The sequence below is a fragment of the Synechococcus sp. BMK-MC-1 genome (assembly GCF_014279955.1).
In the GTDB taxonomy this organism is placed as follows: Bacteria; Cyanobacteriota; Cyanobacteriia; order PCC-6307; family Cyanobiaceae; genus Synechococcus_C.
The window spans coordinates 1,230,239-1,255,929 of record NZ_CP047939.1 but is presented as its reverse complement, the minus strand read 5'-3'; the positions used below and the strand labels follow the sequence as shown (position 1 = coordinate 1,255,929).

Sequence of the window (25,691 nt, the reverse complement as noted above, 5' to 3'; positions counted from 1 at the left end):
TGAGTGATCCTATGGAGCCGACAAGCTTTGATCCGAGTCTTCCCGGAATCCGACTTCTGCAATCCTGGATCCGCGATCAGCGCACGCTCAGTGTTGAGCTGCGTGACGGGAAACGCATCGACGGCCGCCTCACGTGGCAAGACCCGCTTTACCTGGCCGTTCAGCGTGATGACGCGTCCGACCCGATTTTGGTCAATCGTCAGTTAGTGCTCACCATTCGCACCTTGATCTGACCCAGCGAATCCGTTCCCTGGTTATGTCACGATCCCCCCAGGTGTTTTCGTGCCGTGACGGCCTCCAAGTCTTCCTCCGCCACCGCATCGGCCTCTGACCGCCCGGATCGGTACGACCCCATTGCGCTCGAGCAGCGCTGGCAAAGCCAGTGGCAACAAGACGATCTCTATGCAACCCGTTCACCGGAGCCCGGTCAGAACGCGTTTTATGCCCTCTCGATGTTTCCCTATCCATCGGGAAGCCTGCACATGGGCCATGTGCGCAATTACGTGATCACCGATGTGATTGCCAGAGCTCAACGCATGCGCGGAGATTCGGTTCTGCACCCCATGGGCTGGGATGCGTTCGGACTCCCCGCTGAGAATGCAGCGATTGAACGTCAGGTGGATCCAGGGGTCTGGACCGATCGCAACATCGAACAGATGAAAGCCCAGCTGGCACGTCTGGGTCTGTCCATCGATTGGTCAAGGGAGCAAGCCACCTGTCACGCGGACTACTACCGCTGGACCCAGTGGCTCTTTCTGGAGCTCATGGACCAGGGACTGGCGTACCAGAAAGACGCCACGGTCAACTGGGATCCTGTCGACCAAACCGTGCTGGCCAATGAGCAGGTTGACAGTGAAGGGCGCTCCTGGCGATCCGGGGCCCTGGTTGAACAGAAAAATCTCAGGCAGTGGTTCCTGCGCATCACCAACTACGCCGACGCACTGCTCGACGACCTTGACCTGCTGAAGGGATGGCCCGAGCGGGTGCGCACGATGCAGGCCAACTGGATCGGTCGTTCCATCGGAGCGGAGATTGATTTCCGCGTCAGCGATCACGACGATGCGGTGATCACGGTTTTCACCACTCGGGCAGACACCCTGCATGGTGTGAGCTACGTGGTGCTGGCTCCTGAGCATCCCCTGGTCGCAACGCTCACCGCGGAGCACCAGCGCGAATCCGTTGCCGCCTTCAGGGATCTCGTGGGAGAGCTCAGTTCAGATGAACGCACAGCGGATGATCGACCCAAGCGTGGTGTGCCCATCGGGGCCACTGCAGTGAACCCGGCCAACGGCGAATCAATCCCGATCTGGATCGCTGACTACGTTCTCGCCGGCTACGGCACCGGGGCTGTGATGGGAGTTCCAGCCCACGATGAGCGCGACTTTCTGTTTGCCCGCACCTACGAGCTTCCGGTGAAACGGGTGATCCAGGCTGCCGGCACCAGTGACCATCTCAGTGATGGCGAGGCCTGGACAGGCCCGGGGATTCTGTTGAACAGCGGCCGCTTCGATGGTCAATCGAGCGAGGAAGCCAGACAGGAGATCACAGCTCACGGTCAGGAGTTGGGCTGGGCGCGGCCCAAACGCCAGTACAGGCTGAGGGACTGGCTGATTTCCCGTCAGCGCTACTGGGGTTGCCCGATTCCGGTCATTCACTGTGATCACTGCGGCGCTGTGCCCGTGCCGGCGGATCAGCTTCCGGTGACCTTGCCCAAGGATGTGGATCTTCAAGGCAAAGGCGGATCTCCTCTGGCTTCTTTGCAGTCCTGGGTGAACGTGAAATGCCCCAGCTGCGGACGAGACGCACGCCGGGAAACGGACACCATGGACACCTTCATGTGCTCATCGTGGTACTTCCTGCGTTTTGCCGATCCGCACAACACGGAACGGGCGTTTGACGCGGATGCAGTGGAACGCTGGCTGCCCGTGCAGCAATACGTGGGCGGCATCGAACACGCCATCCTTCATCTTCTGTATTCCCGTTTCTTCACCAAAGCGCTGCGTGATCGTGGATTACTGAACATCCGAGAGCCGTTCGAGCGTCTACTCACCCAGGGGATGGTTCAGGGCGTGACCTACCGCAATCCCCGCACGGGTCGTTACGTGGCGCCTTCTGAGGTCAGTGACGAGAACGCACCTAAAGATCCGGTGGACGGCGGCGAGCTTGAGGTGCTGTTCGAGAAAATGTCGAAGTCGAAGTACAACGGTGTGGATCCAGCGGCCGTGATCGACCGCTACGGAGCTGACACGGCACGGATGTTCATCCTGTTCAAGGCACCGCCTGAAAAAGATCTCGAATGGGACGACGCAGATGTTGAAGGTCAGTTCCGATTCCTGCAACGACTCTGGCGCCTGATCGAGAGCGTGCGCTCGGATGACCAGGATCAGCTGCTCGGCGACCCCGTTGATCCTCCTGAGGGCTCTGGCCTGTCTGACAAAGAGGGGGAAATCCGCCGCGCTGTACACACCGCCATCGAAGCAGTCAGTGACGATCTGAAGGGCGATTTCCAATTCAACACGGCGATTTCAGAGTTGATGAAACTCTCCAATATCCTCTCGGGTGCTCTCCCTGAAGCGTCACGGGCTGTACAAGCTGAAGCAGTTTCAGCGCTGATCCGCTTGCTCGCTCCGTTTGCGCCCCATCTGGCCGAGGAATTCTGGTTCAGCCTCGGCGGCCAAGACAGCGTTCACAAGCAACCATGGCCTTTGCATGACCCCGCTGCATTGGTGCGTGACACCGTTGATTTGGTGATTCAGGTGAAGGGCAAGGTGCGCGGAACGATCACTGTTCCAGCGGATTGCAGCAAGGAGACGTTGGAGGAATTGGCTTTGGCCAGTGACGTCGCAGAGCGATGGCTTGAGGGCAAGCCTCCCCGGCGCGTGATCGTGGTTCCGGGAAAGCTTGTCAATCTGGTGCCATCCTGACCCTGCTCAACCCTTGGCGAAGCGCAAGGACGCAGGGCTGTCCCAGGATCCCTGGGCCTGGTATCCACGGTTGTTTCCGGTGAGATGACGCAGGATCCAGAAGATGGCTTCAACGGAACCCTCACCGATGGCCTGCTGAATCTCCAGAACTGACCGAGAGGTGCCATCACTGAGCACCTCTTCCACCTGCTTTTGAAGTTTCAGGATCGCTGCAGCAGCCTTCTTCCCAGCTTCAACACCCGGCTGGTGGTAGGCATTGATGTTCACAAGCTCGCCGTAGAAGCCCACAGCACGTTCAAACAGGGCGATCAATGCCCCGAGTCTGCGGGAATCGAACGTGCGCATGCTGATGCTCAGGCTTTGCCGCCCTCCTTCGGTGAGCGCCGATCGGGTGCCCTGCACGAATCCATCGAGGAAGTCTCCAGGACGCTCGCCGTTGATCTCGGGAATATCGTCCACATCCTGCAGAACTTCGATGAAGGTGACGAAGAAGTTATCGACGCCATCACGGAGCTGCTGCACATAGGCATGCTGATCGGTTGAACCCTTGTTGCCGTAGACAGCGATGCCCTGATGGGCAACGGCTCCGCTGCGATCAAGCCGCTTGCCGAGGGACTCCATCACCAGCTGCTGCAAATAACGGCTGAAGACTTCCAGCCGATCGCGGTAAGGCAGCACCACCATGTCGCGCTTCCCCTTCCCTTCTCCTGCGGTGTACCAGGCAGCTGCCATCAGAGCGGCAGGATTGCGCCGCACATCGGCGACGCGGGTGGCCTGATCCATCTGAGCAGCACCAGCCAGGAAATCGCGGATATCGCTGCCGATCAGGGCTCCGGGCAACAGGCCCACGGCACTGGTGATGCTGGTGCGCCCACCCACCCAATCGAACATGTCGAACATTTTCAGCCACGTCTCTTCCTTGGCCTGCTGATCCAGATGACTGTTGGCCATGGTGATGGCGACCGCCTGACCCGGCCAATTGCCCCCCAGAGACTCCACTCGGTGACGGGCTTGCTCCATGCCCAGGTGGGGCTCAGGCGTCCCTCCTGACTTGCTGACGGTGACCACGAGCGTCGTCCGCAAGGCGTCGCCTAGTTCACCGAGAACACGGCTCATGCCATTCGGATCGACATTGTCGAAGAAATGGAAGGGCAGACCTTTGCCTGTGTCCTGCAGGGCGCGAACCATTAACAGAGGACCAAGACCGCTACCGCCGATGCCGATCCAGAGCACGTCCGTGAACGGCTCGCCCGTGGGGGACTTGATCTCACCATTAACGACAGCCTGTCCGAATTGCTCGATATCGTTGATTTCGGCGGCAATGTGTTGGCCCGCGCTCTGATCGGGCGCCAACTGCGGATCACGAAGCCAGTAATGCCCCACCTGTCGGTTTTCATCGGCATTGGCGATGGCACCGGCCTCGAGCTTGCTCATCGCTTCGAACGCCTGCTCGAGAGGAGGCGTGAGTTCGGCCAATGCTGCGGCGTTGAGATGCATGCGGCTGACATCAAGCCAGACACCGAGATCGTCGTGATACCAAAGGAGATCGCAGAAGCGTTGCCATTGAATCTGGGTGTCAGTGGCGCTGAAATCCGGGAAACTCATCACGAGGTGCATGCACGCACTGAAGGTATCGACAATCCGGCTCTCTGCCCATCAACTGGAACACCGCGGCTAATCTCCGTCCATGGCTCTGAACAGCTTTCCAGTCCGAGTTGTCTCCATGCGCGGAATGCTCTGCGCTGCCGCTGCACTGGCAGCCACCTCCCTGGCTTTCCAAGCGTCTTTGCAGCCGCTGTCCATCAACGACATCGCAACGCGTTCTTCAACAGAGGATCAGGCGGACTCGAGCACCAATGAATCCAATCCGGATCCGACTGATTTCAGTGCCGAGGAGTTGGAACTTCTGCAGCGTCGATTCGGGGTGCATGGTCCCCAGACCCCGCTCGCCCAGCTCTTCACCCGAGGGATGGATCAATTGCAGCCGCTTCGCGCCAACACACTTTCCCGGTTGCGCGATCTGAAACCGGTGATCCAGCGTGAGGCCTTTCGCCATCGCATCAACCCGATGCTGATCACGGCGATTCTTTTCGATGAGATCCAGCACTCCAAGCCTGGAGAGGACCTTCCATTTGTGGTGCATTCCGGCTTGGTTGAGACCCATGGACCGGCGCAACTCGGGATCAGTGAACTGATCCACCAGGGTCGTCTTCCAGCAGAGCCCACCAGCGAGCAGATCAGCGCAGCCCGTGACTTGCTGATGAACCCAGAGGCCAACATCGAGTTGCTCGCAGCGAAGTTATCAAGGCTGAAGAGTGAACTCGGTCTCGATCAGGGAGCAATCCTGATCGCCAGCCGTTCCTATGTGGATGCGAAGGCCATTGCCACTTTGTCCTACCTGCACAACGGCAAGCTCGATTATCCCGCGAGGATTTTGCGTTACATGCAGGATCCCGCCCTCCATGGCCTGATCTACAGCGCGCGACAACCGGCGAAGGCCTACCTCATCTAAGTCACGCCCTGTGGAGATTGCTTGCTAGAAGCAAAGCTTTCCGAGGGCCGCCAAACGACTTTGCAGATCAGCCCATGAGAAGCTGCGTGGATCAGCTCGCACGCCACCAAGGTCGACATGTTGATGGGTTGTGATGGCTGCAGGCTGAAAGCCAAATCGCTCGATCCAATTGTCGAGAACAAGGGCCATCGCGTCATATTGCGCTGGCGTGTACCCGCTGTGACGCTTGTCGTTGTCATGTCCGTCCTTGGGAGTCTCCAAACTCAAATGAAGCGCGAAGTTATTCACTGAACCTTTGAATTTGGCGTTGGTCACAGCCCATTCGCCCAGGAAAGCCGAATAACCAGCGCCGAAGGCGCGCTGAAGGGGATCGACAAGATCCACAATCGTCCCATCCAAACCAATCAGGGTGTGGTAACTCACTTGATCCTCATCACGGGGATGGGGCGTCTGGAAGGTGTTCAGGGCCGAACCAAGGGAATACACGGTTTCATGCAGCACCACCACCCTCGGATCAGGGTTGAGGGGTTGTCCCCATGGATTGCGTCGATAGCGGGTTCCGAAGTTGGTTGGATCGGCAGGGATGGTCTTGCGTTGCTCGGACAGGGTGCGCTTGCGTTGCAACAAGCGCTTGCGAACGCTCGGATCGATTCCGGAACACTGGCGTGCCAAGGGGGATGACCAGGACAACGCCTTGGGAGGAACGGGTGGCTCACCCTCGATCGTTCGGCCGGAATCCTTGTCCTTGCCCACATCATTGAGAAGATCAAGCAGCGAGGGGCGCCTCGCCCCGCTGTCTTTTTCTGCGGTGACACCCACGAGGGAAACAACCACCAGCAGTGAGGCCGTGCTGACCAGGACGATGCCCACCCCTGGGCGCTGCAACCGCTTCAGCAGTGCGGACAGGTTCTGTTTCAGAGGAAGCCGAACCATTGATCGCGTAGGGCACGTTCAGCCTGGGTTGCCCCAGGATCCCAGGCCAGTTCATGTCGGTCCACCCCTGGATCCTGGAGAAGGAGGTCCGTGGTTTTGAGCACTCCCCTCCGGCTGTACGTCACCTTGAGATTGGAATCGCCTTGCAGGAGCTCTGAACAGCGTTGAACAGAGTGGCAGCGCCAGTCGCGCAGAGCCACCACTTCATCTCCAGCCACCAACCCTCCCCGTTGCGCAGGGCCATCAACATCGGTGCGATCAATCCAGACCCGGCCCTGTCGCTCTCGGATGAGCCAGCCTGCCGAGGGTGTTTTGTCATGCACTGGATTCAGTGACAATCCGATCCGTTGAAGGCTGGCCTCAATCGGCAGTGCCGATCGACCGTCTAACCAATCCGGCAAGAGTGTTTCAAGATCCTTGGAATACTCGCTGAAACAGGCAAGCAAATCAGAACGTCGATAACCCCGTCCATGCACTCCGAAGCGCTTCCACAGACAACGCAACACCTCTGCCAGAGAGTGTTGCGATTGACGCAGGTGAACATCAAGGCAAAACGCCAACGCTGTGCCTAACCGGTAATAGCTGATCTGACTGTGAGCATTGGCTGGTGTCTGTTTGTAGAGCCTCACCCACGCTTCCCTCGAACTGTCGGCCAGCGATTGAATGGCGACCCCCGGGTTCAACAGCACATGGGACAGGTCTGCTCCTAAGTCTTTGAGCAGATCCAGGCGAGAGGAAAGTCCCGCAAGCAAAGGAAGGGCAAGATCGAAGTAACTCGTGACTCCTTCTGCAAACCAGAGGCCGTCACTGATGACAGGCCTGTCGTAGCGGTAAGGAATGAACTCGCTGGGACGGAGTCTGCGCACGTTCCACTGGTGCAGATATTCATGGCCCACCAGTTGAAGAAGCTTGCGATACCCGCCTGGCTCTTGAAGCGTTGGCCAGGGAAACTGCATCACGGAGGCGTTGTCATGCTCCAAGCCTCCATACCCCTGCTCCAGGATCTGGATCACGAGCTGATACTCCTGATCGGCGGATGGATCGGACTGCACCAGATCACAAACAGCTGTGCAAACTGCTTCGAGATCGTGCATGAAACCAGACGGCCAACCGCAGGGCGGAGACCCGAGCAGAATTAACGAATGCGTCTGCCCGCGCACACACAAAGGCTCCCGAACAAAGCTGCCGGCATGGACTGGAGCATCCACGAGATGATCAAAATCCTCGGCCACAAACACCGAGCCGCTCCCGTCCTGTTCAAGGGGAACCGCCAGAGACCAATGCTCTGGTACGGAAATCTGAAGGCGATGTTCATTCCAGCGTTCACCATCCACCAACATCACCACGGCGGGAAGGCTGAGAGAGGCGAACTCAGGGTCTAGGTGATTGGTACGCACCGTGAGCTGCCTGGCCTCAAGCCGGTAGCGAATGCACAACGGTTCGCCAGGTTCACACGTGAACTGCCAGCGCTCCGGGGAACGACGTTCCAACAGCAGCGTGCTCTCACCCTGAACGGCTGAAAGGCTGTGCAGATGCTGAGAGGGATCGCGAACCGTGTAGGAGCCAGGGGTCCAGACGGGCAGCGAAATGGTCTGAACCGACTGCCTTGGCGTCCACTGCAGAACAACACCAACGGTCTGGGCAGCTGGATTGCTGAGATCCAGATGAGTGCTGACGCCTCCCGACATCACCGTACGGATGCTGGCGACGGAATGGTGAGCTGGGTGTCAACACCCGCCACAGCAAGGTTCTGTTGGCTGGCGTCGCTCAGGGCTTTCTGCAAGGCATAGCGACGCAGAACCCGGCTGAGGGCCTTCTCCACTGAGACGGCCTGCGACGGCCTGCCGAGATCCACCACCACATTGAGGGAGTCATGGTGGCGGTTCCAAGACCAGCCAAGGGCAATCCCCTTGGCATGGGTGGCCGCGAGAGCCACGTTGTGTTGCGTTCCGAAGGAACAGAGTTGCCCGTCAATGGCCACTGCAAAACCTTCGGCACGCAAGGCAGAAGCCAGCAGGTCGAGATCGTTGACCAGAGTGGGCAGGATGGAGAGATGGGACATGAAATCCAGATGCCCGCGTGTTCAGACACTAGCCAGATCCTTGAACAAGATCCTCCTGAATTGATTGTTCCGGCAATCGGAGCCTGGCCGCAGTTCTCGCCGCCGCTGCGCATCGGCGTCATGGCCTCTGGCTCTGGCAGCAATCTCGAAGCTCTGTACGAGGCCACTGCTAAGGGATGCCTCGAGGCCTCTTTGCAATTGCTGATTGTGAACAACCCAGGCTGTGGAGCCCGGGAGCGGGCTGAACGCCTCCGGATTCCCTGCCAGCTCATTGATCACAGAGAACACAACACCCGTGAATCCCTGGATCATGCGTTGGTGTCTGCATTCCGCGCGGCTGATGTCGAAGCGGTCGTCATGGCGGGTTGGATGCGAATCGTCACACCGGTTCTGATCGACGCTTACGCCGGCAGGCTGATCAACCTCCATCCCTCCCTCCTTCCTGCCTTCAAAGGGCTGGATGCCGTTGGTCAAGCGCTCGCCGCAGGAGTCAGGATCGCCGGCTGCAGCGTCCATCACGTTCAAGCCGATGTGGATTCAGGCGCGGTCATCGCCCAGGCGGCCGTTCCCGTGCTGGCAAGCGATGACGCAGCAACACTCGCCAGGAGGATTCAACGTCAGGAGCATCGGCTCCTTCCCTGGGCCACAGCCCTTGCAGGCGTGGAGTGGAGACGCGAGGGACAGGCCTTTGTTCAGGGGTAGAACGGCGTCAGGGGCAACCCCTCAGTGGGCTTGAGTCCCGCCATCAGGTTGAGGCACTGAACACCCTGTCCAGCCTGGCCTTTGAGCAGGTTGTCCACGGCGCTCATCAGTACGAGTCGACCGGTGCGTGTATCAACTTGCACCGAAAGCATGGCGCGGTTCGTGTGCTTGGCCCATTTCGTCGCTGGATAGGTGCCCACTGGCAGAACCTCAACGCAGGGATGGGCCTGATAAACGGTCTGCAGCACTGTGGTGCAGTCTTCTGCAGTCAGTCCGGGATCCCTCAGCCTGGCGTACACAGTCGAGAGAAGTCCACGCACCATCGGCACAAGGTGGGGCGTGAACTGAAGTTGGATGGGGCAGCCGGCGACGTTGCTGGCCAACTGTTCGATTTCAGAGGTGTGACGGTGCCCGATCACGCCGTAAGGGGCAATCGATTCGGAGGCCTCAGCAAGCAGCAGGTGCTCCTTCGCTGCGCGCCCTCCACCGGACGTGCCCGTTTTGGCATCAATAATCAAGCCATCACTCTCGATCAATCCCTGTTTGAGGAAGGGGAGCAAGGGCAGGAGACTTGCTGTTGGGAAACAGCCAGGTGCTGCAACCAATCGCGCGTCGGCAATGTCCTGCTGATGCCATTCGGGCAGGCCGTAAATGGCTTCCCGACAGAGATCGTGATCTGTTCTCGCAGAGCTCCTGGCCTCCTGCACGTAGACAGAAGACCATTGATCCAGCGATTTGTAGCGATAGTCCGCCGAGAGATCGACGACCCTCACGCCCCGCTCGAGCAGAGGAGGCACCAACTTGCTGGCCAAGCCGTTCGGCAAGCTCAGAACGGCGAAGTCCGACGTTGCAGCGATGCGATCCGGATCGGCAGCTTCAACAACGCGATCACCCTCGAGAGGGAGAAAGGGGCAGATCTCACTCCAGGAACGTCCTGCTGACCGCTCGCCCGCCAGAAAGCTCACCTGGAAGGAGGGGTGCTCTTTGAGGAGGCGCAAGGTTTGGAGCCCTCCGTATCCCGAGGCACCCACCACGGCAACCCGTTGATTCACCATCCCTGCGCCAACACATCAACCGATCGTACCGGCGTCGATAATGGTGTCTGAACTCAGGACATCGAGAGCTCTGCCCGATTCTGTCGATCAATCAACGCAATCTCAAACTCTGTTTGACACCATTCCTGATGCGCTCAAGGCCATTCGCAACGGTGAATGCGTTGTTGTCGTCGACGATGAGCGACGGGAGAACGAAGGCGACCTGATCTGCGCGGCCCAGTTCGCCACCCCGGAACAGATCAATTTCATGGCCACAGAAGCCAGGGGATTGATCTGTTTGGCGATGCAGGGGGATCGCCTCGATGCCCTGGATCTTCCTTTGATGGTTGATCGCAACACCGATGCCAACCAGACGGCCTTCACGGTCAGCATCGACGCCGGACCCGAGCACGGTGTTTCAACGGGAATTTCGGCTGATGACCGATCACGCACGATCCAAATCGCCATCCAACCGGACGCCAAACCTGCGGATCTGCGCCGACCAGGTCATATTTTTCCGCTGCGTGCTCGTCCCGGGGGCGTCCTCAAACGCGCCGGACATACCGAAGCCGCTGTTGATCTTGCCCAAATGTCGGGTCTGTACCCCTCGGGTGTGATTTGCGAAATCCAGAATCCAGACGGCTCCATGGCCCGGCTTCCGGAACTTCAGGTTTACGCCAGAGAGAAAGGGCTGAAACTGATCAGCATTGAAGATCTGATCCGCTACCGGCTGGAGAACGAACGCTTTGTTGTACGTTCTGCCCAATGCTCGCTTCCCACTGAATTCGGTTCATTTCTGGCGATCGGCTACCGCAACGAGCTCGATGGCAGTGAGCACGTGGCTCTGGTCAAAGGGGACCCGAGCCATCTGCAAGAACCGGTTTTAGTGCGGATGCACTCCGAATGCCTCACCGGAGATGCGTTTGGCTCGCTGCGTTGTGACTGCCGTGACCAGTTGCACAGCGCCCTAAAGCGCATCGAAGCCGAGGGGGAAGGTGTGGTCGTGTACCTGCGCCAAGAAGGCCGTGGAATCGGCCTCATCAACAAGTTCAAGGCCTACAGCCTGCAGGAGGGAGGTCTTGACACCGTCGAGGCCAATGAAAAGCTCGGATTCGCACCGGATTTGCGCAACTATGGCGTTGGAGCGCAGATTCTCAGCGATCTCGGCATCCATCGCTTGAATCTGTTGACCAATAATCCAAGAAAAATTGCCGGTTTAGGCGGCTATGGCCTTGAGGTGGTGAAGCGGGTGCCGATGAAACCAGCCCTCGGCGACTTCAATGCCGAGTACCTCGCCACCAAAAGGGAGAAGCTGGGGCATTTAATGGATGATCACCAGCAACGGTCTCATTGGGTGATCTGTCTCGACAGTTCCTCCACCGATGAGGGGGAGTTATCGGTGCTCTTGCACCGTGTCGAAACACTGAGCCAAGAGCACGGCCTTCAACTGCAGGCAGAACAAGCGCCGCGTCTGCTGGCGCTGTGGGAGCGGCCCAGATTTGTCTGGTCACTGCAGGGGACGGAACCAGAGGCTGCCACACTCAAAACCCTGCTGACGACGATGGCCAGCTGGGCGGCAACGTCTCGGATGGGTCTGCTCCATGCGGTCAATCCAGAACAGATCTCCCATCCACCGCAAACCCTGGAACGCAAAGAGCTCAGCCTTGCATCGCTGGGGAGCTCCCAACAGGGCTGGGGCTGGTTCCCCGCTGGAGACCAGCCCGCCTTGATTCACTGGTCCTGAACCGTGACCGATTGAATCTTGGAGCCGTTTTTGAGGGCCAGCACCACATCCATGTCACCGGTCTGACCGAAAACGGTGTGCACACCATCGAGATGGGGTTGGGCTTCATGCACGATGAAGAATTGGCTGCCACCGGTATTCTTGCCGGCATGCGCCATCGATAACGCACCCGGGACGTGCTTTTTGCTGTTGATTTCGCAGTCGATCGTGTAGCCGGGGCCACCCGTTCCAGGCATGCCTCGGGATCCTTCGCGGCTGTTGGGGCAACCACCCTGGGCCATGAAACCGTCGATCACGCGATGGAAAGCGAGCCCGTCATAAAACCCATCCTTTGCCAGCTTGACGAAGTTGGCCACGGTGTTCGGGGCATCGTTGTCGAACATCTCCAGCTTGATCTGGCCGGCGTCCGTGGTCATGAGAACCGTGGTCAAGGCTTCAACACCAAAACACCATGCTAGGCAAGTGGATCAATCGAGCGACTCACGCAAGCCATGAGCAACATTTCCGCCTCGCCCTCGCTCGACTCAGCCAAGGTGGGCGTGATCGGTGGCAGCGGTCTTTATGCCATCGATGCCCTCGAGGATGTCCGTGAGGTTGAGCTGGAGACCCCGTTCGGCCCACCATCCGACGCCTTCAGGATTGGGCGACTCAATGGCGTGGACATCGTCTTTCTGGCACGCCACGGACGGCATCACCATCTGCTTCCCAGTGAAGTTCCCTACCGGGCCAACGTCTGGGCTTTGCGATCCCTTGGCGTGCGCTGGCTGGTCTCGGTTTCAGCCGTCGGGTCATTGCGAGAGCATCTCCGCCCCCGCGACATGGTGGTTCCTGATCAATTCATCGATCGCACGATGCAGCGCCCGCAGTCGTTTTTTGGCGACGGCTGCGTCGCACACGTCAGCCTTGCCGATCCCTTCTGTTCACGACTCAGTGACCTCCTGGCGACAGCTGCATCGATGGAGATGCCAACCGGACACCATCTGCACCGAGGCGGAACCTACCTGTGCATGGAAGGTCCGGCGTTTTCCACCCGCGCGGAAAGTGAGCTATATCGCAGTTGGGGTTGCGATGTGATTGGCATGACCAATCACACGGAAGCTCGCCTGGCGAGGGAAGCCGAAATCGCCTACGCCTCCCTGAGCATGGTGACCGACTTCGATTGCTGGCACAACGATCACGATGCGGTCACGGTGGAGATGGTGGTGGGCAACCTGAAAGCCAACGCCCTGGCCACCGGCCCCATCCTCAGCCGCCTGATGGAGAGCATGCGCCAAGACCCTCCGGCGTCCAAGGCCCATCGCGCCCTGGCCGATGCCTTGATGACGCCTGCAGAGGTTGTGCCTGAAGCCACACGCCAACGCCTTGATCTCTTCACCTCTCCCTACTGGGGAAGCGTGACAGCCTCCTGAGGAAGACTCACCCCGCGGCTGAGCAGTGCCTGACGAAGGTCCGAACCATGGGCCTTCAGCAGGGCATCGGCTGCAGCGGCATCCAGTTGGCAGCTGCCCATCACAAGGGCGCGCTTCACGGAACCTCCCGCCGAACCAAGCAGAGCCTGGGAGGCGCCACGATCGAGCCCCAGCAGGTCACGCAGAATCCGCATGGATCGGTCTACCAGCTTGCTGTTGCTCGCGGCGACATCCACCATCCGATTGCCGTACACCTTTCCCAACCTGACCATGACCCCAGTGGACAGAATGTTCAGGGCCATCTTGGTGGCTGTGCCTGCCTTGAGTCGGGTGGAGCCCGTTAGCAGTTCAGGACCTGTTAGGAGCCGGATATCGATATCGCACGGCAAGGGAGCCTGATCGGAGGGAACACAGGCCATGGCAATCGCGAGCGCACCAAGCTCACGGGCGTAGCGCAATCCACCTTTCACGTAGGGCGTCGTCCCCCCTGCAGCGATGCCCACGAGGCAGTCTTTGCCCGTGAAGTCCCGATCCTTGAGATCGGACGCTCCCGCCGATTCAAGATCTTCCAGTCCTTCGGAGCTGCGCAGAAGGGCTGCAGGCCCCCCAGCCAGCACACCTTGAACCAGCTCCGGCGGGCTGCAGAACGTCGGCGGACATTCGGCCGCATCCAAAACACCGAGTCGTCCAGATGTCCCAGCACCCAGATAAAACAAGCGCCCGCCAGCTTTCAGGCGTTTCGCGATGGCGTCCACTGCTTCAGACAGAGCGCTGATGGCACCTTGCACAGCCATCTGGGGGCGTCGGTCCTCTTCCACGAAGAGGCTGATGAGTGCATCGGTGGAGAGCAGATCCAGGTTTTCACTGGATGGATTGGTCTGCTCGGTCAGCAGATGGCCTCGATCGGCGGACGGTTCGATCACAACAATCCCTCGAGACGTCGACGCACTGCATCGAGATCAGCGCTGTCACCATTCACTGAATCCGGGCTGCTCTCCAGCTCGCTCTCCTGCCAGTTGCTCACATCCTGATTCGCGGCAGGGGGCGCAAGCATCAGACGATCTTCCTCTGTTTGGGGTACGAACCCTGCTGCAACCAGACGCGCCTCGTAGCCAGCCTCACGGCAGAACAGCTCAACCTCCTCGAGCTCCAGTGCTTCAACAGTGGGTGTGGGGAAATCCTGCGCTTCAAGAAGTCCGGCGTAACGCTCAGCGTCGTCGCTGTCTTCGAACATGAGCACCACGGTGTGACCTGAAAGCTCAAGGGAGTGAATGCCTTCGCTGTCCTGACCTGCGTCGAACAGCAGAACGTGAACCAACATGCCAATGAATCGCCCATGCGAGTCTCTCATCGTTTCCCGCTCAGGCCAGGCCAGACCGTTCGAGACTGATCTCCTGCAATCGCTGGTAAAGCGCACGCTCATCGTCCTCTAACGACGAGGGGATCACGATCACGATCTCAACGAGTTGATCTCCCCTCTGGGTTCCGAGCTCAAGACCTCTCCCTCGCAATCTCAACAACCGTCCACTGGACGATGCAGGAGGGACCTGAAGCGTCACGGTGCCCGTCAGGGTGGGGACGTCGACGGCACATCCCAAGGCGGCATCTGGTGGAAGCAGTTCCAGTCGGTAGTGCACCCGGAGTCCATCGATCCGCAATCCCTCCTCGGTGACCACGCGCAAGTGCAGGAAGTGATCCTTTCCGCCCGGCGCCACCCCTTCCAGCCGCAAGCGCCATCCGTCACCAGCCTGGGGGGGCGTGCTCACCTCTACGACCGTTCCGTCCCCCAGTTCGAGTTCCACCAACGTGCCAAGCAGTGCCTGGTCTGGTGAGAGCTCAACCACCGTTTCCAGATCATCCTGTGATCGAATCGGTGGCGATGGTTGGGGAGCCGGTTCGGGCCAGTGAGGTGGGTCCTGTTCGGCGCCGCGCGCTGGCTCCTCGGGAGTGTCAACGTCAGGGACTGATCGCCGCCGCCGCCCAGAGCCAAACACCACATCCAGGTAATCCTCGAAATCGGGAAAACCAGTGCTGAAAGGATCGCTTCCTTCCGCCTGTCCCTGCCGCGAACGGATCCATTCCGTTTTGCGATCGGGGTTACTGAGGACGGCATAGGCCTCGTTGACGAGCTTGAAACGCTCCTCTGCCTGCAGGTCATTGCCATTGAGGTCGGGATGCCAACGGCGGGCTTCCCGTCGGAACGCGCGCTTCAGAGTCTCCTGATCCGCATCAGGAGTCAGACCGAGGAGAGACCAGTAGTCGGTTTCAGCGGAAGTTGTCATCGTCCCAGGGGTCTAGACCTCGGCGTCCATTGCGCGGACGGGAGTCGTAGCCGTAGCGGTCCTGAGGAGATGACCAGGGGTCATCATCCCAGTCATCCTCTGCAAACAGCTCATCTTTCAAGGTTCCGAGCGTGCTTTTCAAGCCCTGGAGTGGACCCGATTCCGTGCGGCGCTCGGCCGTGAGCCGGCGATTCAGTCCGAACAGGGCTTCCTGCAGTCCGCTTACGGCCAGCTCCAGTTCCTGGAGATCCTCTTGCTCGAGTAGGTCCTGCACATCGCGCATGGCCATTTCAACGGCACGTTGCTGGCGCTCTGCTCCATACGGTCCGAACTCCAGTGCCGCATCTCTCAAACGTCGTTCCGCCTGCGCCACAAGGGTCAGGGCCGAATTGCGCCGCTCAATGGTGGCGCGACGGCGACGGTCTTCATCGGCCTTGGCCTCGGCTTCGGCGAGAAGGGTCTGAATCTCGTCTTCGCTGAGGGTGGATCCACCCTGGATCGTCACCGACTGTTTGCGGCCAGTGGTTCGATCGGTGGCATTCACCTGAAGAATGCCGTTGGCATCAATATCGAAAGCAACCTGAATTTGAGGAACACCCCTCGGGGCTGGAGGGATACCGGAGAGACGGAAACGCCCCAGGGATTTGTTGTCAGTGGCCATCTGACGCTCCCCCTGCCAAACGTGAATCTCGACGGAAGACTGGTTGGGTTCCGAAGTGCTGAACACATCGGACTGACGCACGGGAATCGCCGTATTCCTTGGAATCAGAACCTTCATCAAGCCGCCAATGGTTTCCAGACCGAGGGACAGGGGCGTGACGTCGTTGAGAAGAAGATCTCTCAGATCCCCGGTGATGATTCCGGCCTGAACCGCGGCACCGATGGCCACCACCTCATCGGGGTTCACGGATTGGCAAGGGTCGTTGGGAACAAGCGTTCTCACCAGTTGCTGCACCATCGGCATCCGCGTGCTTCCACCAACCAGCACCACATCGTCAATGTCCTCAGCACTCCAGCCCGAATCCCTCAGAGCCGACTGCACAGGCAACATCAGGCGATCGAGCAGATCGGGGCACAGCCCCTCAAATGTTTCACGATCCAGTGTGGTTTCGATATGCAAGGGCCCGTCAGGCCCAGTGGCAATGAAAGGGAGCGACACCGGTGTTGTGCTCACACCTGAAAGCTCTTGTTTGGCCTTCTCGGCAGCTTCGGTCAGGCGTTGCAGGGCCTGGCGGTCACGGCGGAGATCAAGGTTGTGCTCTTTGAGAAACGCTTCGGCGAGCCAGTCAACAATGCGTTGATCAAAATCGTTCCCGCCCAGCTGGGTATCGCCATTGGTGGCTTTCACATCAAACACACCATTGGCGATCCTCAGCAAGGACACGTCGAAGGTGCCTCCGCCTAGGTCGAAAACCAGGGCACGGCGCACGGCACTACGGTCGAATCCATAGGCCAGAGCGGCTGCGGTCGGCTCGTTCAGGATGCGTTCAACCGTCAGCCCGGCTAGTCGACCCGCATCGCGTGTGGCTTGGCGTTGGGCATCGTTGAAGTAAGCGGGAACCGTAATCACAGCGGCTTCCACCTCTTCACCGAGGTAGGTCGAAGCATCGTCCACAAGCTTGCGCAGGATGCTGGCAACCAGCTCCTCAGCGGCATATTCCCGTTCGGTTTGCGGGCAAGCGACGCGCACATTGCCCTGAGGATTGGCCCTCACGGTGTAAGGCACGGTGAGGGAGCTGTCATCGAGTTCATCCCAGCTCCGACCAACGAAACGTTTGAGGTTCGAGAAGGTGTTGCGTGGGTTCAGCACCAGCTGCCTGCGGGCAGGCTGACCCACCAGCAGCTCGTTGTCTTTGGTGTAGCCAACAACAGAGGGGGTGGTTCTGGTCCCCTCGGCGTTCGCTATCACCACAGGGCGACCTGCCTCGAGAACAGCAACAACGGAGTTGGTCGTACCCAGGTCGATTCCGACGATCCGTCCCATAGACGCCTGTGGGGTCTTCCAAGTTAACGGTCCAAACCGCTGCCTCCCAGTCCGTGACAAGGTCTGAAGCAGCTTGCGTTAAAGCGTCCTTAGTGAATTCCATGGGGTTCGACCGTTACGTTTCAGTCGTCTTTGCCAGAGCGGGATGTCCGAGTCCAAGGAGCTGTACCTCCTGAGGCGCCGTCCACCATCGGAAAAGGTGGTGGATGTGAGCTTCAAATACGTAGCCGTCACCCTCGCCTCGATGGTGGCCGTGGTGTTGTTCGCCATCCTCATCGTCGTCTTCTGGGGGTCACTGGAATCGATGGGCCGTTACGGCTTGGAATTTTTGGTCACGTCCAACTGGAATCCGGTCGATGACGAGTACGGCGCTTTCACAGCCATTTACGGAACGATCGTCACCTCGCTGCTGTCGTTGTTGATCGCCGTGCCTCTCGGCGTGGGAACCGCAGTGTTCATCACCGAAAACATCATTCCTTTGCGGATACGCAACGTGATCGGCGTGATGGTGGAGCTGCTAGCAGCGATTCCATCGGTGGTGCTCGGGCTTTGGGCCATTTTTGTGATGGAGCCCTTCATCAGACCCTTTCTCGAATTTCTCTATGCAACGTTCAAGTGGTTACCAATTTTCTCATCACCGCCCATTGGTCCAGGCACAGCGCCAGCAATTTTGATTCTCGTGGTGATGATCCTGCCCATCATCACATCGATTTCCAGAGACTCATTGAATCAGGTTCCCGACAAACTTCGCCAAGCCGCTTATGGCGTTGGCACCACCCGTTGGGGAGCAATTCTCAATGTGTTACTTCCAGCAGCTATTTCTGGAATTGTTGGTGGTGTGATGCTTGCCCTTGGAAGAGCCATGGGGGAAACGATGGCGGTCACGATGATCATCGGAAATTCAAATAATTTCAGTCCCTCGCTTCTGGCCCCTGGAAACACGATTGCTGCCATGCTCGCCAATCAGTTTGGGGAAGCCGATGGAGGCCAGGTTTCATCACTGATGTATGCAGCATTCATCTTGATGATCCTTAGCCTTGCGGTGAATGTTTTCGCACAATGGCTGGTTAAGCGCTTGAGCCTTAAGTACTGATCATGACCTTCTCCTCTTCCCATCGCCTCGCCAATGGCGTTCCCGACCTTGCCTACAAGCAGGGATTACGTAGAAACCTGATTTCGCGACTGTTCACGGTGATTGCCGGCTTATTCGCCGCCATTGCTGTGCTTCCTCTGATTGCAGTGTTGATTTATGTCCTGATCAAAGGCGGGCAAAAAATCAGCCTCACGTTGTTAACTGAATTGCCGCCACCACCAGGCTTGGAAGGCGGTGGCATCGCCAATGCCATTATCGGCAGCATCGTTGTCACCTTGATTGCAGCTGTCATCGCCATTCCTGTGGGTGTTGGCGGCGGAATCTTTCTTGCCGAATACTCACGAGGTGGAAAATTCGCGCAATTTATCCGATTTGGAACCAATGTTTTGTCTGGCGTTCCTTCAATCATTGCCGGTGTGTTCATCTATGGAACAATCGTCACCAGCAGGATTTTGTTTGGCAATGCCTACAGCGCGGCTGCTGGAGGCATGGCATTGTCAATCCTCATGCTTCCAACTGTGATTAAAACCACAGATGAAGGCCTAAAGCTTGTTTCAGACGATCTTCGTCGCGGCGCTCTCGGCGTTGGCGCCTCCAAATTCGTCACGGTCGTAAGAATCACGCTTCCTACAGCATTTACTCCAATCGCCACCGGCGTGGTGTTGTCGATTGCAAGAGCGGCTGGTGAAACCGCTCCACTGATTTTTACAGCACTCTTTTCACCCTTTTGGTCGGAAGGGATCGATGGAGTCTTCAATCCCATCGCGACCTTGTCTGTTCTGATTTACAACTTCGCAATCATGCCTTACAAGGCGCAGAACGAGCTTGCATGGGCTGCCTCCTTTGTACTGGTTCTGTTCATCCTTGGCCTGAACCTTTTCGCGCGCTGGCTGGGCCAGTTCGCGTCTAAATAATTCACTCAAGTCCGCCGACCTGTCTTTTCTCCCTAACCATGTCTGATTCCACATTGACTCCTCAGCCTGTTTCCGAAAACACCTGCATCTCGATCCAAAACGCCACCATCAGCTACGGCAGCTATGAGGCCGTCAAAAACGTTTACTGCGACATCCCTCGCGGAAAAGTCACAGCCTTCATCGGACCATCAGGTTGTGGTAAGTCAACAGTTTTGCGAGCTCTCAACCGCATGAACGATCTCATCGAAGGTTGCTCATTGCGGGGACGCGTCCTCTTTGATGGTGCCGATCTCTACGACCCATCAGTCGATCCTGTTGAGGTCAGGCGACGAATTGGCATGGTGTTCCAGCAACCCAACCCATTCCCGAAGTCGATCTACGAAAACATCGCCTTCGGCGCCCGTATCAATGGCTTTACAGGGGATATGGATGAGCTGGTTGAACGCTCCTTGCGACAGGCGGCCGTTTGGGACGAATGCAAGGACAAACTCAATGAGAGTGGATATTCCCTCTCTGGAGGCCAGCAGCAGCGGCTCTGCATCGCACGAACCATTGCCATCCAGCCCGAAGTCATCCTGATGGATGAGCCCTGTTCAGCTCTGGACCCGATCTCAACACTGAAGATCGAAGAAACCATGCATGAGCTCAAGAAGAGCTTCACCATCGTGATCGTCACCCACAACATGCAACAGGCTGTGCGGGTGAGTGACATGACCGCCTTTTACAACGCTGAAGCGGTCGAGGGAGGCTCCGGCAAGGTCGGTTATCTCGTTGAATTCAACGAGACTGAAAAAATCTTCAACGCACCCACCCAACAGGCCACTCAGGACTACGTGTCCGGCCGATTCGGTTGAGCCGTCGTCTTGCGGCATGAACCCGTGGGGACTGCCTCAGTTCCCACCATTGGCAAAAAAAACCGGCCTTAGGGCCGGTGTGGAAGCGGAGAGGGAGGGATTCGAACCCTCGATAGAGTTGCCCCTATACAGCATTTCCAGTGCTGCGCCTTCGACCACTCGGCCACCTCTCCAGCGGCTGATGGGGCAAGTGAGAATGTAGCAGGGCAGTCCCTGAGGAGTCGCATTGATACCGAGTCACCGCATCACCATCCACTGGCGTCAAGAGGGACGGGTGATCAGTCATGACGTGCAGGAAGGCGAGTACATCCTGCAGAGCTTTGAACGCCAGGGAGATCCCCTGCCGTTTTCCTGTCGAAATGGGTGCTGTACGTCCTGTGCGGTCAGGGTGTTAGACGGTGAGCTCGACCAACGTGAAGCGATGGGCTTGTCCCGGGAGCTGCGGGCCAAAGGGTATGGCCTTCTTTGTGTGGCACGCGCCATAAGTCCATTGGAGGCGGAAACCCAGGATGAGGATGAGGTCTACGAGCTTCAGTTCGGCCGAAACTTCGGCAAGGGGGTTGTGACCCGTGGTCTGCCATTGGATGAGGAGTAATGCCAAGAGGTCTTGATTGCTACGCCGTGGCCGCAGAAGCTGGATTATCTGCTGAACGGCTCAAATCACTGTCTGCCGTTGCGCTCCAGGCAGCCAAGCGAGGCGGCGACACGTTGATGAAGCACTTTGGCAAGCTGAACTCAATTCAAGAAAAGGGCAGGTCAGGTGACCTGGTTACAGCAGCGGATCACGCAGCTGAGGCTGAAGTGCTGGGACTACTGTCCCGTTTAACCCCTGAGATTGCTGTTCTCGCGGAGGAGTCTGGCGCCAGCGACCATGTGGCGGATCTCTGCTGGTGCGTCGACCCACTCGATGGAACCACCAACTTTGCCCACAGCTACCCACTCTTTGCCACGTCAATCGGCCTGGTCTGGCGTGATCAGCCAGTACTGGGAGCCATCTCCGTCCCGTTTCTCAATGAGATGTACTGGTGTTGCCCCGGAGAGGGATCGTTTCTGAACGACCAGAAAATCAGCGTCTCCGACTGCTCAAGCCTTGAAGAGAGTCTTCTGGTGACGGGGTTTGCCTATGACCGCCGTGAAGTGCTGGACAACAACTATGCCGAATTTGCATGGATGACGCACCGCACAAGGGGAGTGCGCCGCGGTGGTGCCGCTGCCGTCGACCTGGCCTTTGTGGCCGCGGGTCGCCTGGATGGCTACTGGGAGAGGGGTTTGGCGCCCTGGGACTTGGCCGCTGGTGCCGCACTGGTGCAACTGGCTGGCGGCGTGGTGAACGATTACCGCGGAGAAAGCTTCCAGCTCCATTCCGGACGAATCTTGGCTACAGGCACGGCGCTCCACCATCCGCTGAAACAGGAGCTCGCCAAGGTGTCACCCATGCCAGGTGAGGGCTATGGAGTGCATCAAGACGTGGGATCCTGATCTGATCGACGATTCATCGTGATGGCCCTTCAGCCTGCCTCCGGTGTGAGGGATCTGAACCCTCAGCAGGTTCAACGCAACCATGAATTAAGGGAAGCACTGGCAGCGGTCTACAGGCTCTGGGGCTATGAAGAAGTCGCTCCCCCAAGGATTGAGCGCATGGACACGCTCAAAGCAGGGGGGGCCATCGACAGTCGCGACATTGTTCGACTCGTCGCGGACGAACCCTTGGGCTTGCGCCCTGAGATGACAGCATCCATTGCTCGGGCGGCCTGCACACGATTCCAGGATCGTCGACGGCCGTTGAGACTCTGGAGCCATGGCACCGTGTTTGAGGGGCGTCAGGCTGACGAGGGCGGACTCTGCATTGAGGAAAAACTGCATTGCGGGGTGGAGCTGTTCGGAGCCCGTGGGGTAGAAGCAGAGCTGGAACTGCTGTCACTGTTGATGGCATCGTTCAAAGCCCTGGCACTCCCGCTAAGTGAGCCGCCGCAACTGCTGATCGGCCACACAGGCTTGATGCAATTGCTTCTGAAGAACGTTGACGAGCAAGACCATCCGGCCTACAGGAACTGCCTGACCCAACTGGATCGTCTCGCACTACGCGAACTGATCAACACCCAACCCCAACATGCTCACCTGCAGCAGTGGCTGGATCGTCGGGGGGCTCCGGACGCTGTGATCAGCCAGCTCAAAGGCGCATTCCCAGACGCACCCGTACTCCAGCAACTCACAAGGCTGATCAACCATCTCAGCCCACTGGCCGAAACGACAGGTATCAGCCTGCAGCTCGATCCAACGTTTCAACCGATGTATGCCTTGTATGACGGCATCGTGTTCCAACTCGTGTGTCGAGGGACGTCGTCGCCTGTGGTTGTGGCTCGTGGTGGCCGGTACGACACAGTTGTGCAGCGCCTGGGAGCCAGGGGCAAGGATGCCACTGGCCTTGGATTCAGCTTTTGTGTGGACGACCTCAGGGATCTGCCAGGAGCCTTCGCGATGACGACGAGCCGAACCGATCGATTTCTCCTGTGTTACTCCCAAAACTCGTCCATGGAGCAGGCGCTGCAGGCACAGGCCAGTCTTCACCGCAGAGGACTGAGCTGTCAGGTTGACCATCATCCCTGTGAAACCAAAGCCGAGGCGGAAGAACGCTTGAGGGAAGCAGGTTGCAACTCATTGGAATGGGTCGACGACTAAGATCGGATTCGCCCTTAAAAATCCATGGCACATACCATCGTCACTGATGTCTGCGAAGGAGTTGCAGATTGCGTTGACGCCTGCCCGGTGGCGTGCATTCAACCAGGAAAAGGCAAAAACAAAAAAGGGACTGATTTTTATTGGATTGACTTTGACACTTGCATTGACTGCGGTATCTGTTTACAAGTTTGTCCAGTTGATGGAGCCATTTTAGCTGAAGAACGAAGCGATCTTCAAAAAATCAAGTAGCAAACGGCATCAACACGATGCGCGATCACAGGAGAGGGTTCGGAAACCCCCACCCACGGGGATATTGGGAGGGAAGGAGTGTGCACGTAAAATAAAATTTTACGGTTGCAATGGCTGTGCAAGAAGAGAACGGTCAAATTCAGATTCATACTGAAAACATCTTTCCAATTATTAAAAAGGCTGTCTATTCAGGCCACGAGGTTTTCTTAAGAGAGCTGGTGAGCAATGGCGTGGATGCCATCAGCAAAAGACGCATGGCTTCGATGGCTGGCGATTGCCTGGAAGGAGAAGACGGTAAAATTCAGGTCAGGATTGATCGAGAGAAAAAAACGCTCACAATCAGCGATAACGGCATCGGCATGACAGCCGACGAAGTGAAGCGATACATCAATCAAGTTGCATTTTCCAGTGCAGAAGATTTCCTGGAAAAATACAAGCAAAATAGCGAAGCAATAATCGGTCATTTTGGTTTGGGCTTTTACTCCAGCTTTATGGTGGCCGAACGCGTTGAAATATCCACGTTTTCTGCCCGGCCAGACAGCTCTGCAGTGCATTGGAGTTGTGATGGATCTCCCAATTACTCGTTATCAGAGGGACAACGAACTGAAGCGGGAACAGATATCATTCTCCACCTGCTTGAGGACGAACTCGAATACCTGGAACCAACTCGAATCAAGACGCTGATCAACACCTACTGCGACTTTATGGCAGTACCTGTTCAACTAGAGGGAGAAACAATCAACAAGATGAACGCCCCCTGGCGACGCAGCGCAAGGGAGCTCGACGATCAGGACTACATTGACCTCTACCGTTATCTCTATCCGTTTCAAGGTGACCCACTCCTTTGGGTCCATCTGAACACTGATTACCCATACAGCCTTCAAGGGATTCTGTTTTTCCCCAAACAAACAGGTCGAGCTGACTGGGAAAAAGGAGAAATCAAGCTGTACTGCAACCAGGTGTTTGTCAGCGACTCGATCAAGGAAGTTGTTCCTCGGTATCTCTTGCCACTGCGGGGCGTCCTCGACTCTCCTGACATTCCACTCAACGTAAGCCGAAGTGCTCTGCAGACCGATCGTCGGGTTCGATCGATCGGGCAGTTTGTCTCAAAGAAGGTTGCTGACAAACTCCGTGTTCTGAAAGATGAAAGTCCCGATCAATACGCAGAAGCCTGGGATTCATTGGCACCTTTCGTGAAGATCGGTGCGATGGAAGACGAAAAATTTGCAGAGCAAGTATCGGACTTGATTTTATTCCAAACGACAGCATCCACAGACGACAATCCAGACGTATTATCTGCCAACGCTAAATCGTATACAACAATCACCAATTACAAAAATCGCCAAGCCAGTGAAAATCAAAATCGCGTTTTGTACTGTACGGATGAAATCGCTCAAGCAGCGGCACTTTCACTGTGGAAAAGTCAGGGCGCGGAAGTAATCTTTGCCGAAACAGTCCTCGATAGTCAATTCATTCCCTGGCTGGAATCGCAAGAAAATGAGCTCACATTCCAGCGCGTTGATTCTGAGCTGGATCGAAGTCTTCAAGACGACCAGCCGGAATTAAGCGACCGTGAAGGTGAAACCAAAGGCGAGTCCCTTAGGACACTGGTGAAGGAGTCGCTCAGCAACGACAAAGTCACCGTGCAAGTCCAAGCGTTGAAGGGAGGGGCGGATGCGCCTGCAGCTTTGATCTTGCTGCCTGAACAGATGCGCAGAATGAACGATATTGGTGCGCTGATGGAACAGAGACTGCCTGGCCTCCCAGACCACCATGTGCTGCTGGTGAATCAACAGCATCCACTGGTTGAAGAGCTGCTGAAGCTCGAATCGGGTTCTGTTGTGATCGCGGATGGGGCAACGTCGCCCAGCCATCAACTGGCGGTCGACCTTGCGCACCATCTCTACGATCTGGCGCGCTTAGCAGTGGGTGGGCTTGAACCCGAAGAGATCGGAGAATTTCAGTCCAAGGCCACAAGCTTGATGTCCAGGCTGCTGCAACAGAGGGGTTGAGGCCCCTTTGCTAAGATTGTCCCTTGGCAAGTGCCACGTTTTCAAGGGATCGGGATCATGTCGAGGGTGTGTCAGCTCACGGGTACGAAAGCCAATAACGGCATGGCTGTCAGCCATTCCCACATTCGTACCAAGAAGCTGCAACAGGCCAACCTGCAACAGCGCCGCCTGTGGTGGGCTGAAGGCAAGCGTTGGGTCAACCTGCGGATCACAACCCGCGCTTTGAAAACGATTCAGAAAAAGGGTCTCGGTGCTTACGCCAAGTCCCTGGGAATTGATTTGGCCCGTCTTTGATCCAATCACT

25 protein-coding genes and 1 tRNA gene are annotated in these 25,691 nt (G+C 57.6%); 15 read left to right on the top strand and 11 right to left on the bottom strand.

Going from position 1 to position 25,691, the window contains the following annotated elements:
- The first annotated feature begins 11 nt into the window (after positions 1–11).
- Positions 12–233: a hypothetical protein gene (locus SynBMKMC1_RS07105; RefSeq protein ID WP_186473222.1), complete on the top strand. Its 222-nt coding sequence runs from the start codon at positions 12–14 to the stop codon at positions 231–233.
- A gap of 54 nt (positions 234–287) precedes the next feature.
- Positions 288–2,924: a leucine--tRNA ligase gene (gene leuS / locus SynBMKMC1_RS07100; RefSeq protein ID WP_186473221.1), complete on the top strand. Its 2,637-nt coding sequence runs from the start codon at positions 288–290 to the stop codon at positions 2,922–2,924.
- Positions 2,925–2,930: 6 nt separating this feature from the next.
- On the opposite strand, the gene SynBMKMC1_RS07095 is transcribed toward leuS, so the two are convergent.
- Complete coding sequence (locus SynBMKMC1_RS07095) at positions 2,931–4,529, bottom strand: glucose-6-phosphate isomerase (protein WP_186473220.1); 1,599 nt, start codon at positions 4,527–4,529, stop codon at positions 2,931–2,933.
- Positions 4,530–4,611: 82 nt separating this feature from the next.
- Here SynBMKMC1_RS07095 and SynBMKMC1_RS07090 point away from each other — a divergent pair, with 82 nt between their 5' ends.
- Entirely contained in the window at positions 4,612–5,436 is an 825-nt protein-coding gene (locus SynBMKMC1_RS07090; protein WP_255486355.1) for a helicase DnaB, read from the top strand.
- A 24-nt stretch (positions 5,437–5,460) separates the two neighbouring features.
- Here SynBMKMC1_RS07090 and SynBMKMC1_RS07085 read toward each other — a convergent pair whose 3' ends face one another.
- Genes SynBMKMC1_RS07085 through SynBMKMC1_RS07075 form a run of 3 tightly spaced genes read right to left on the bottom strand, consistent with a single transcriptional unit; the run spans position 5,461 to position 8,431 of the window.
- Entirely contained in the window at positions 5,461–6,369 is a 909-nt protein-coding gene (locus tag SynBMKMC1_RS07085; RefSeq protein WP_186473219.1) for an N-acetylmuramoyl-L-alanine amidase, read from the bottom strand.
- Positions 6,351–8,057, bottom strand: a complete 1,707-nt coding sequence (locus tag SynBMKMC1_RS07080; RefSeq protein WP_186473218.1) for a M61 family metallopeptidase — start codon at positions 8,055–8,057, stop codon at positions 6,351–6,353. The genes SynBMKMC1_RS07085 and SynBMKMC1_RS07080 overlap by 19 nt, the downstream gene beginning before the upstream one ends.
- Positions 8,057–8,431, bottom strand: coding sequence for a DUF1257 domain-containing protein (locus SynBMKMC1_RS07075; RefSeq protein WP_186473217.1), 375 nt, complete (start codon positions 8,429–8,431; stop codon positions 8,057–8,059). Before SynBMKMC1_RS07075 ends, SynBMKMC1_RS07080 begins: the two co-directional genes overlap by 1 nt.
- A 9-nt stretch (positions 8,432–8,440) precedes the next feature.
- Between SynBMKMC1_RS07075 and purN the strand changes: the two genes are divergently transcribed.
- Positions 8,441–9,133 carry a phosphoribosylglycinamide formyltransferase gene (purN, locus tag SynBMKMC1_RS07070; RefSeq protein ID WP_186473216.1) on the top strand — a complete coding sequence of 231 codons (693 nt, stop codon included), beginning with the start codon at positions 8,441–8,443 and terminating at the stop codon, positions 9,131–9,133.
- Here purN and argC read toward each other — a convergent pair.
- Complete coding sequence (gene argC / locus SynBMKMC1_RS07065; RefSeq protein ID WP_186473215.1) at positions 9,124–10,188, bottom strand: N-acetyl-gamma-glutamyl-phosphate reductase; 1,065 nt, start codon at positions 10,186–10,188, stop codon at positions 9,124–9,126. The genes purN and argC overlap by 10 nt on opposite strands.
- A 40-nt stretch (positions 10,189–10,228) precedes the next feature.
- Between argC and ribBA the strand changes: the two genes are divergently transcribed.
- A complete protein-coding gene (gene ribBA, locus SynBMKMC1_RS07060) occupies positions 10,229–11,911 on the top strand; it encodes a bifunctional 3,4-dihydroxy-2-butanone-4-phosphate synthase/GTP cyclohydrolase II (RefSeq protein ID WP_255486353.1) in 1,683 nt (560 codons plus the stop codon).
- On the opposite strand, the gene SynBMKMC1_RS07055 is transcribed toward ribBA, so the two are convergent.
- Positions 11,899–12,327, bottom strand: a complete 429-nt coding sequence (locus SynBMKMC1_RS07055) for a peptidylprolyl isomerase (RefSeq protein ID WP_011933157.1) — start codon at positions 12,325–12,327, stop codon at positions 11,899–11,901. The genes ribBA and SynBMKMC1_RS07055 overlap by 13 nt on opposite strands.
- Before the next feature lie 75 nt (positions 12,328–12,402).
- Between SynBMKMC1_RS07055 and mtnP the strand changes: the two genes are divergently transcribed.
- The gene (gene mtnP, locus SynBMKMC1_RS07050; RefSeq protein ID WP_186473214.1) at positions 12,403–13,320 is read left to right on the top strand and encodes an S-methyl-5'-thioadenosine phosphorylase; all 918 of its coding nucleotides are present in this window, start codon (positions 12,403–12,405) and stop codon (positions 13,318–13,320) included.
- On the opposite strand, the gene murQ is transcribed toward mtnP, so the two are convergent.
- From murQ to dnaK, 4 genes are read right to left on the bottom strand one after another with little or no spacing between them, the layout of a single operon-like run.
- Positions 13,293–14,243 carry an N-acetylmuramic acid 6-phosphate etherase gene (murQ, locus tag SynBMKMC1_RS07045; RefSeq protein WP_186473213.1) on the bottom strand — a complete coding sequence of 317 codons (951 nt, stop codon included), beginning with the start codon at positions 14,241–14,243 and terminating at the stop codon, positions 13,293–13,295. The two genes, mtnP and murQ, sit on opposite strands and share 28 nt — an antisense overlap.
- Positions 14,240–14,641, bottom strand: coding sequence for a DUF3110 domain-containing protein (locus SynBMKMC1_RS07040; protein ID WP_186473212.1), 402 nt, complete (start codon positions 14,639–14,641; stop codon positions 14,240–14,242). The genes murQ and SynBMKMC1_RS07040 overlap by 4 nt, the downstream gene beginning before the upstream one ends.
- Positions 14,642–14,681: 40 nt before the next feature.
- Positions 14,682–15,602, bottom strand: coding sequence for a DnaJ C-terminal domain-containing protein (locus SynBMKMC1_RS07035; protein ID WP_186473211.1), 921 nt, complete (start codon positions 15,600–15,602; stop codon positions 14,682–14,684).
- Positions 15,586–17,586: a molecular chaperone DnaK gene (dnaK, locus tag SynBMKMC1_RS07030; protein WP_186473210.1), complete on the bottom strand. Its 2,001-nt coding sequence runs from the start codon at positions 17,584–17,586 to the stop codon at positions 15,586–15,588. Before dnaK ends, SynBMKMC1_RS07035 begins: the two co-directional genes overlap by 17 nt.
- Before the next feature lie 145 nt (positions 17,587–17,731).
- On the opposite strand from dnaK, the gene pstC reads away from it, so the two are divergent.
- Genes pstC through pstB form a run of 3 tightly spaced genes read left to right on the top strand, consistent with a single transcriptional unit; the run spans position 17,732 to position 20,447 of the window.
- Complete coding sequence (gene pstC / locus SynBMKMC1_RS07025; RefSeq protein ID WP_186473209.1) at positions 17,732–18,679, top strand: phosphate ABC transporter permease subunit PstC; 948 nt, start codon at positions 17,732–17,734, stop codon at positions 18,677–18,679.
- Between the two features lie 2 nt (positions 18,680–18,681).
- Positions 18,682–19,593, top strand: a complete 912-nt coding sequence (gene pstA / locus SynBMKMC1_RS07020) for a phosphate ABC transporter permease PstA (protein ID WP_186473208.1) — start codon at positions 18,682–18,684, stop codon at positions 19,591–19,593.
- 38 nt (positions 19,594–19,631) lie between these two features.
- A complete protein-coding gene (gene pstB, locus SynBMKMC1_RS07015; protein ID WP_186473207.1) occupies positions 19,632–20,447 on the top strand; it encodes a phosphate ABC transporter ATP-binding protein PstB in 816 nt (271 codons plus the stop codon).
- 86 nt (positions 20,448–20,533) lie between these two features.
- Here the strand turns inward: pstB and SynBMKMC1_RS07010 are convergent.
- Positions 20,534–20,620 (bottom strand) — tRNA-Ser (locus SynBMKMC1_RS07010).
- A gap of 53 nt (positions 20,621–20,673) precedes the next feature.
- Here SynBMKMC1_RS07010 and SynBMKMC1_RS07005 point away from each other — a divergent pair.
- From SynBMKMC1_RS07005 to rpmB, 6 genes are all read left to right on the top strand, one after another.
- Positions 20,674–21,042 (top strand): 2Fe-2S iron-sulfur cluster-binding protein, encoded by a 369-nt coding sequence (locus SynBMKMC1_RS07005; RefSeq protein ID WP_186473206.1) that lies wholly within the window; start codon positions 20,674–20,676, stop codon positions 21,040–21,042.
- Complete coding sequence (locus SynBMKMC1_RS07000) at positions 21,042–21,926, top strand: inositol monophosphatase family protein (protein ID WP_186473205.1); 885 nt, start codon at positions 21,042–21,044, stop codon at positions 21,924–21,926. Before SynBMKMC1_RS07005 ends, SynBMKMC1_RS07000 begins: the two co-directional genes overlap by 1 nt.
- Before the next feature lie 21 nt (positions 21,927–21,947).
- Positions 21,948–23,126: an ATP phosphoribosyltransferase regulatory subunit gene (locus SynBMKMC1_RS06995; protein ID WP_186473204.1), complete on the top strand. Its 1,179-nt coding sequence runs from the start codon at positions 21,948–21,950 to the stop codon at positions 23,124–23,126.
- Between the two features lie 24 nt (positions 23,127–23,150).
- A complete protein-coding gene (locus SynBMKMC1_RS06990) occupies positions 23,151–23,375 on the top strand; it encodes a ferredoxin family protein (protein WP_186473203.1) in 225 nt (74 codons plus the stop codon).
- A 110-nt stretch (positions 23,376–23,485) separates the two neighbouring features.
- Positions 23,486–25,387 carry a molecular chaperone HtpG gene (htpG, locus tag SynBMKMC1_RS06985; protein ID WP_186473202.1) on the top strand — a complete coding sequence of 634 codons (1,902 nt, stop codon included), beginning with the start codon at positions 23,486–23,488 and terminating at the stop codon, positions 25,385–25,387.
- Positions 25,388–25,444: 57 nt separating this feature from the next.
- Positions 25,445–25,681, top strand: a complete 237-nt coding sequence (gene rpmB / locus SynBMKMC1_RS06980) for a 50S ribosomal protein L28 (RefSeq protein WP_006041373.1) — start codon at positions 25,445–25,447, stop codon at positions 25,679–25,681.
- Positions 25,682–25,691: the final 10 nt, after the last annotated feature.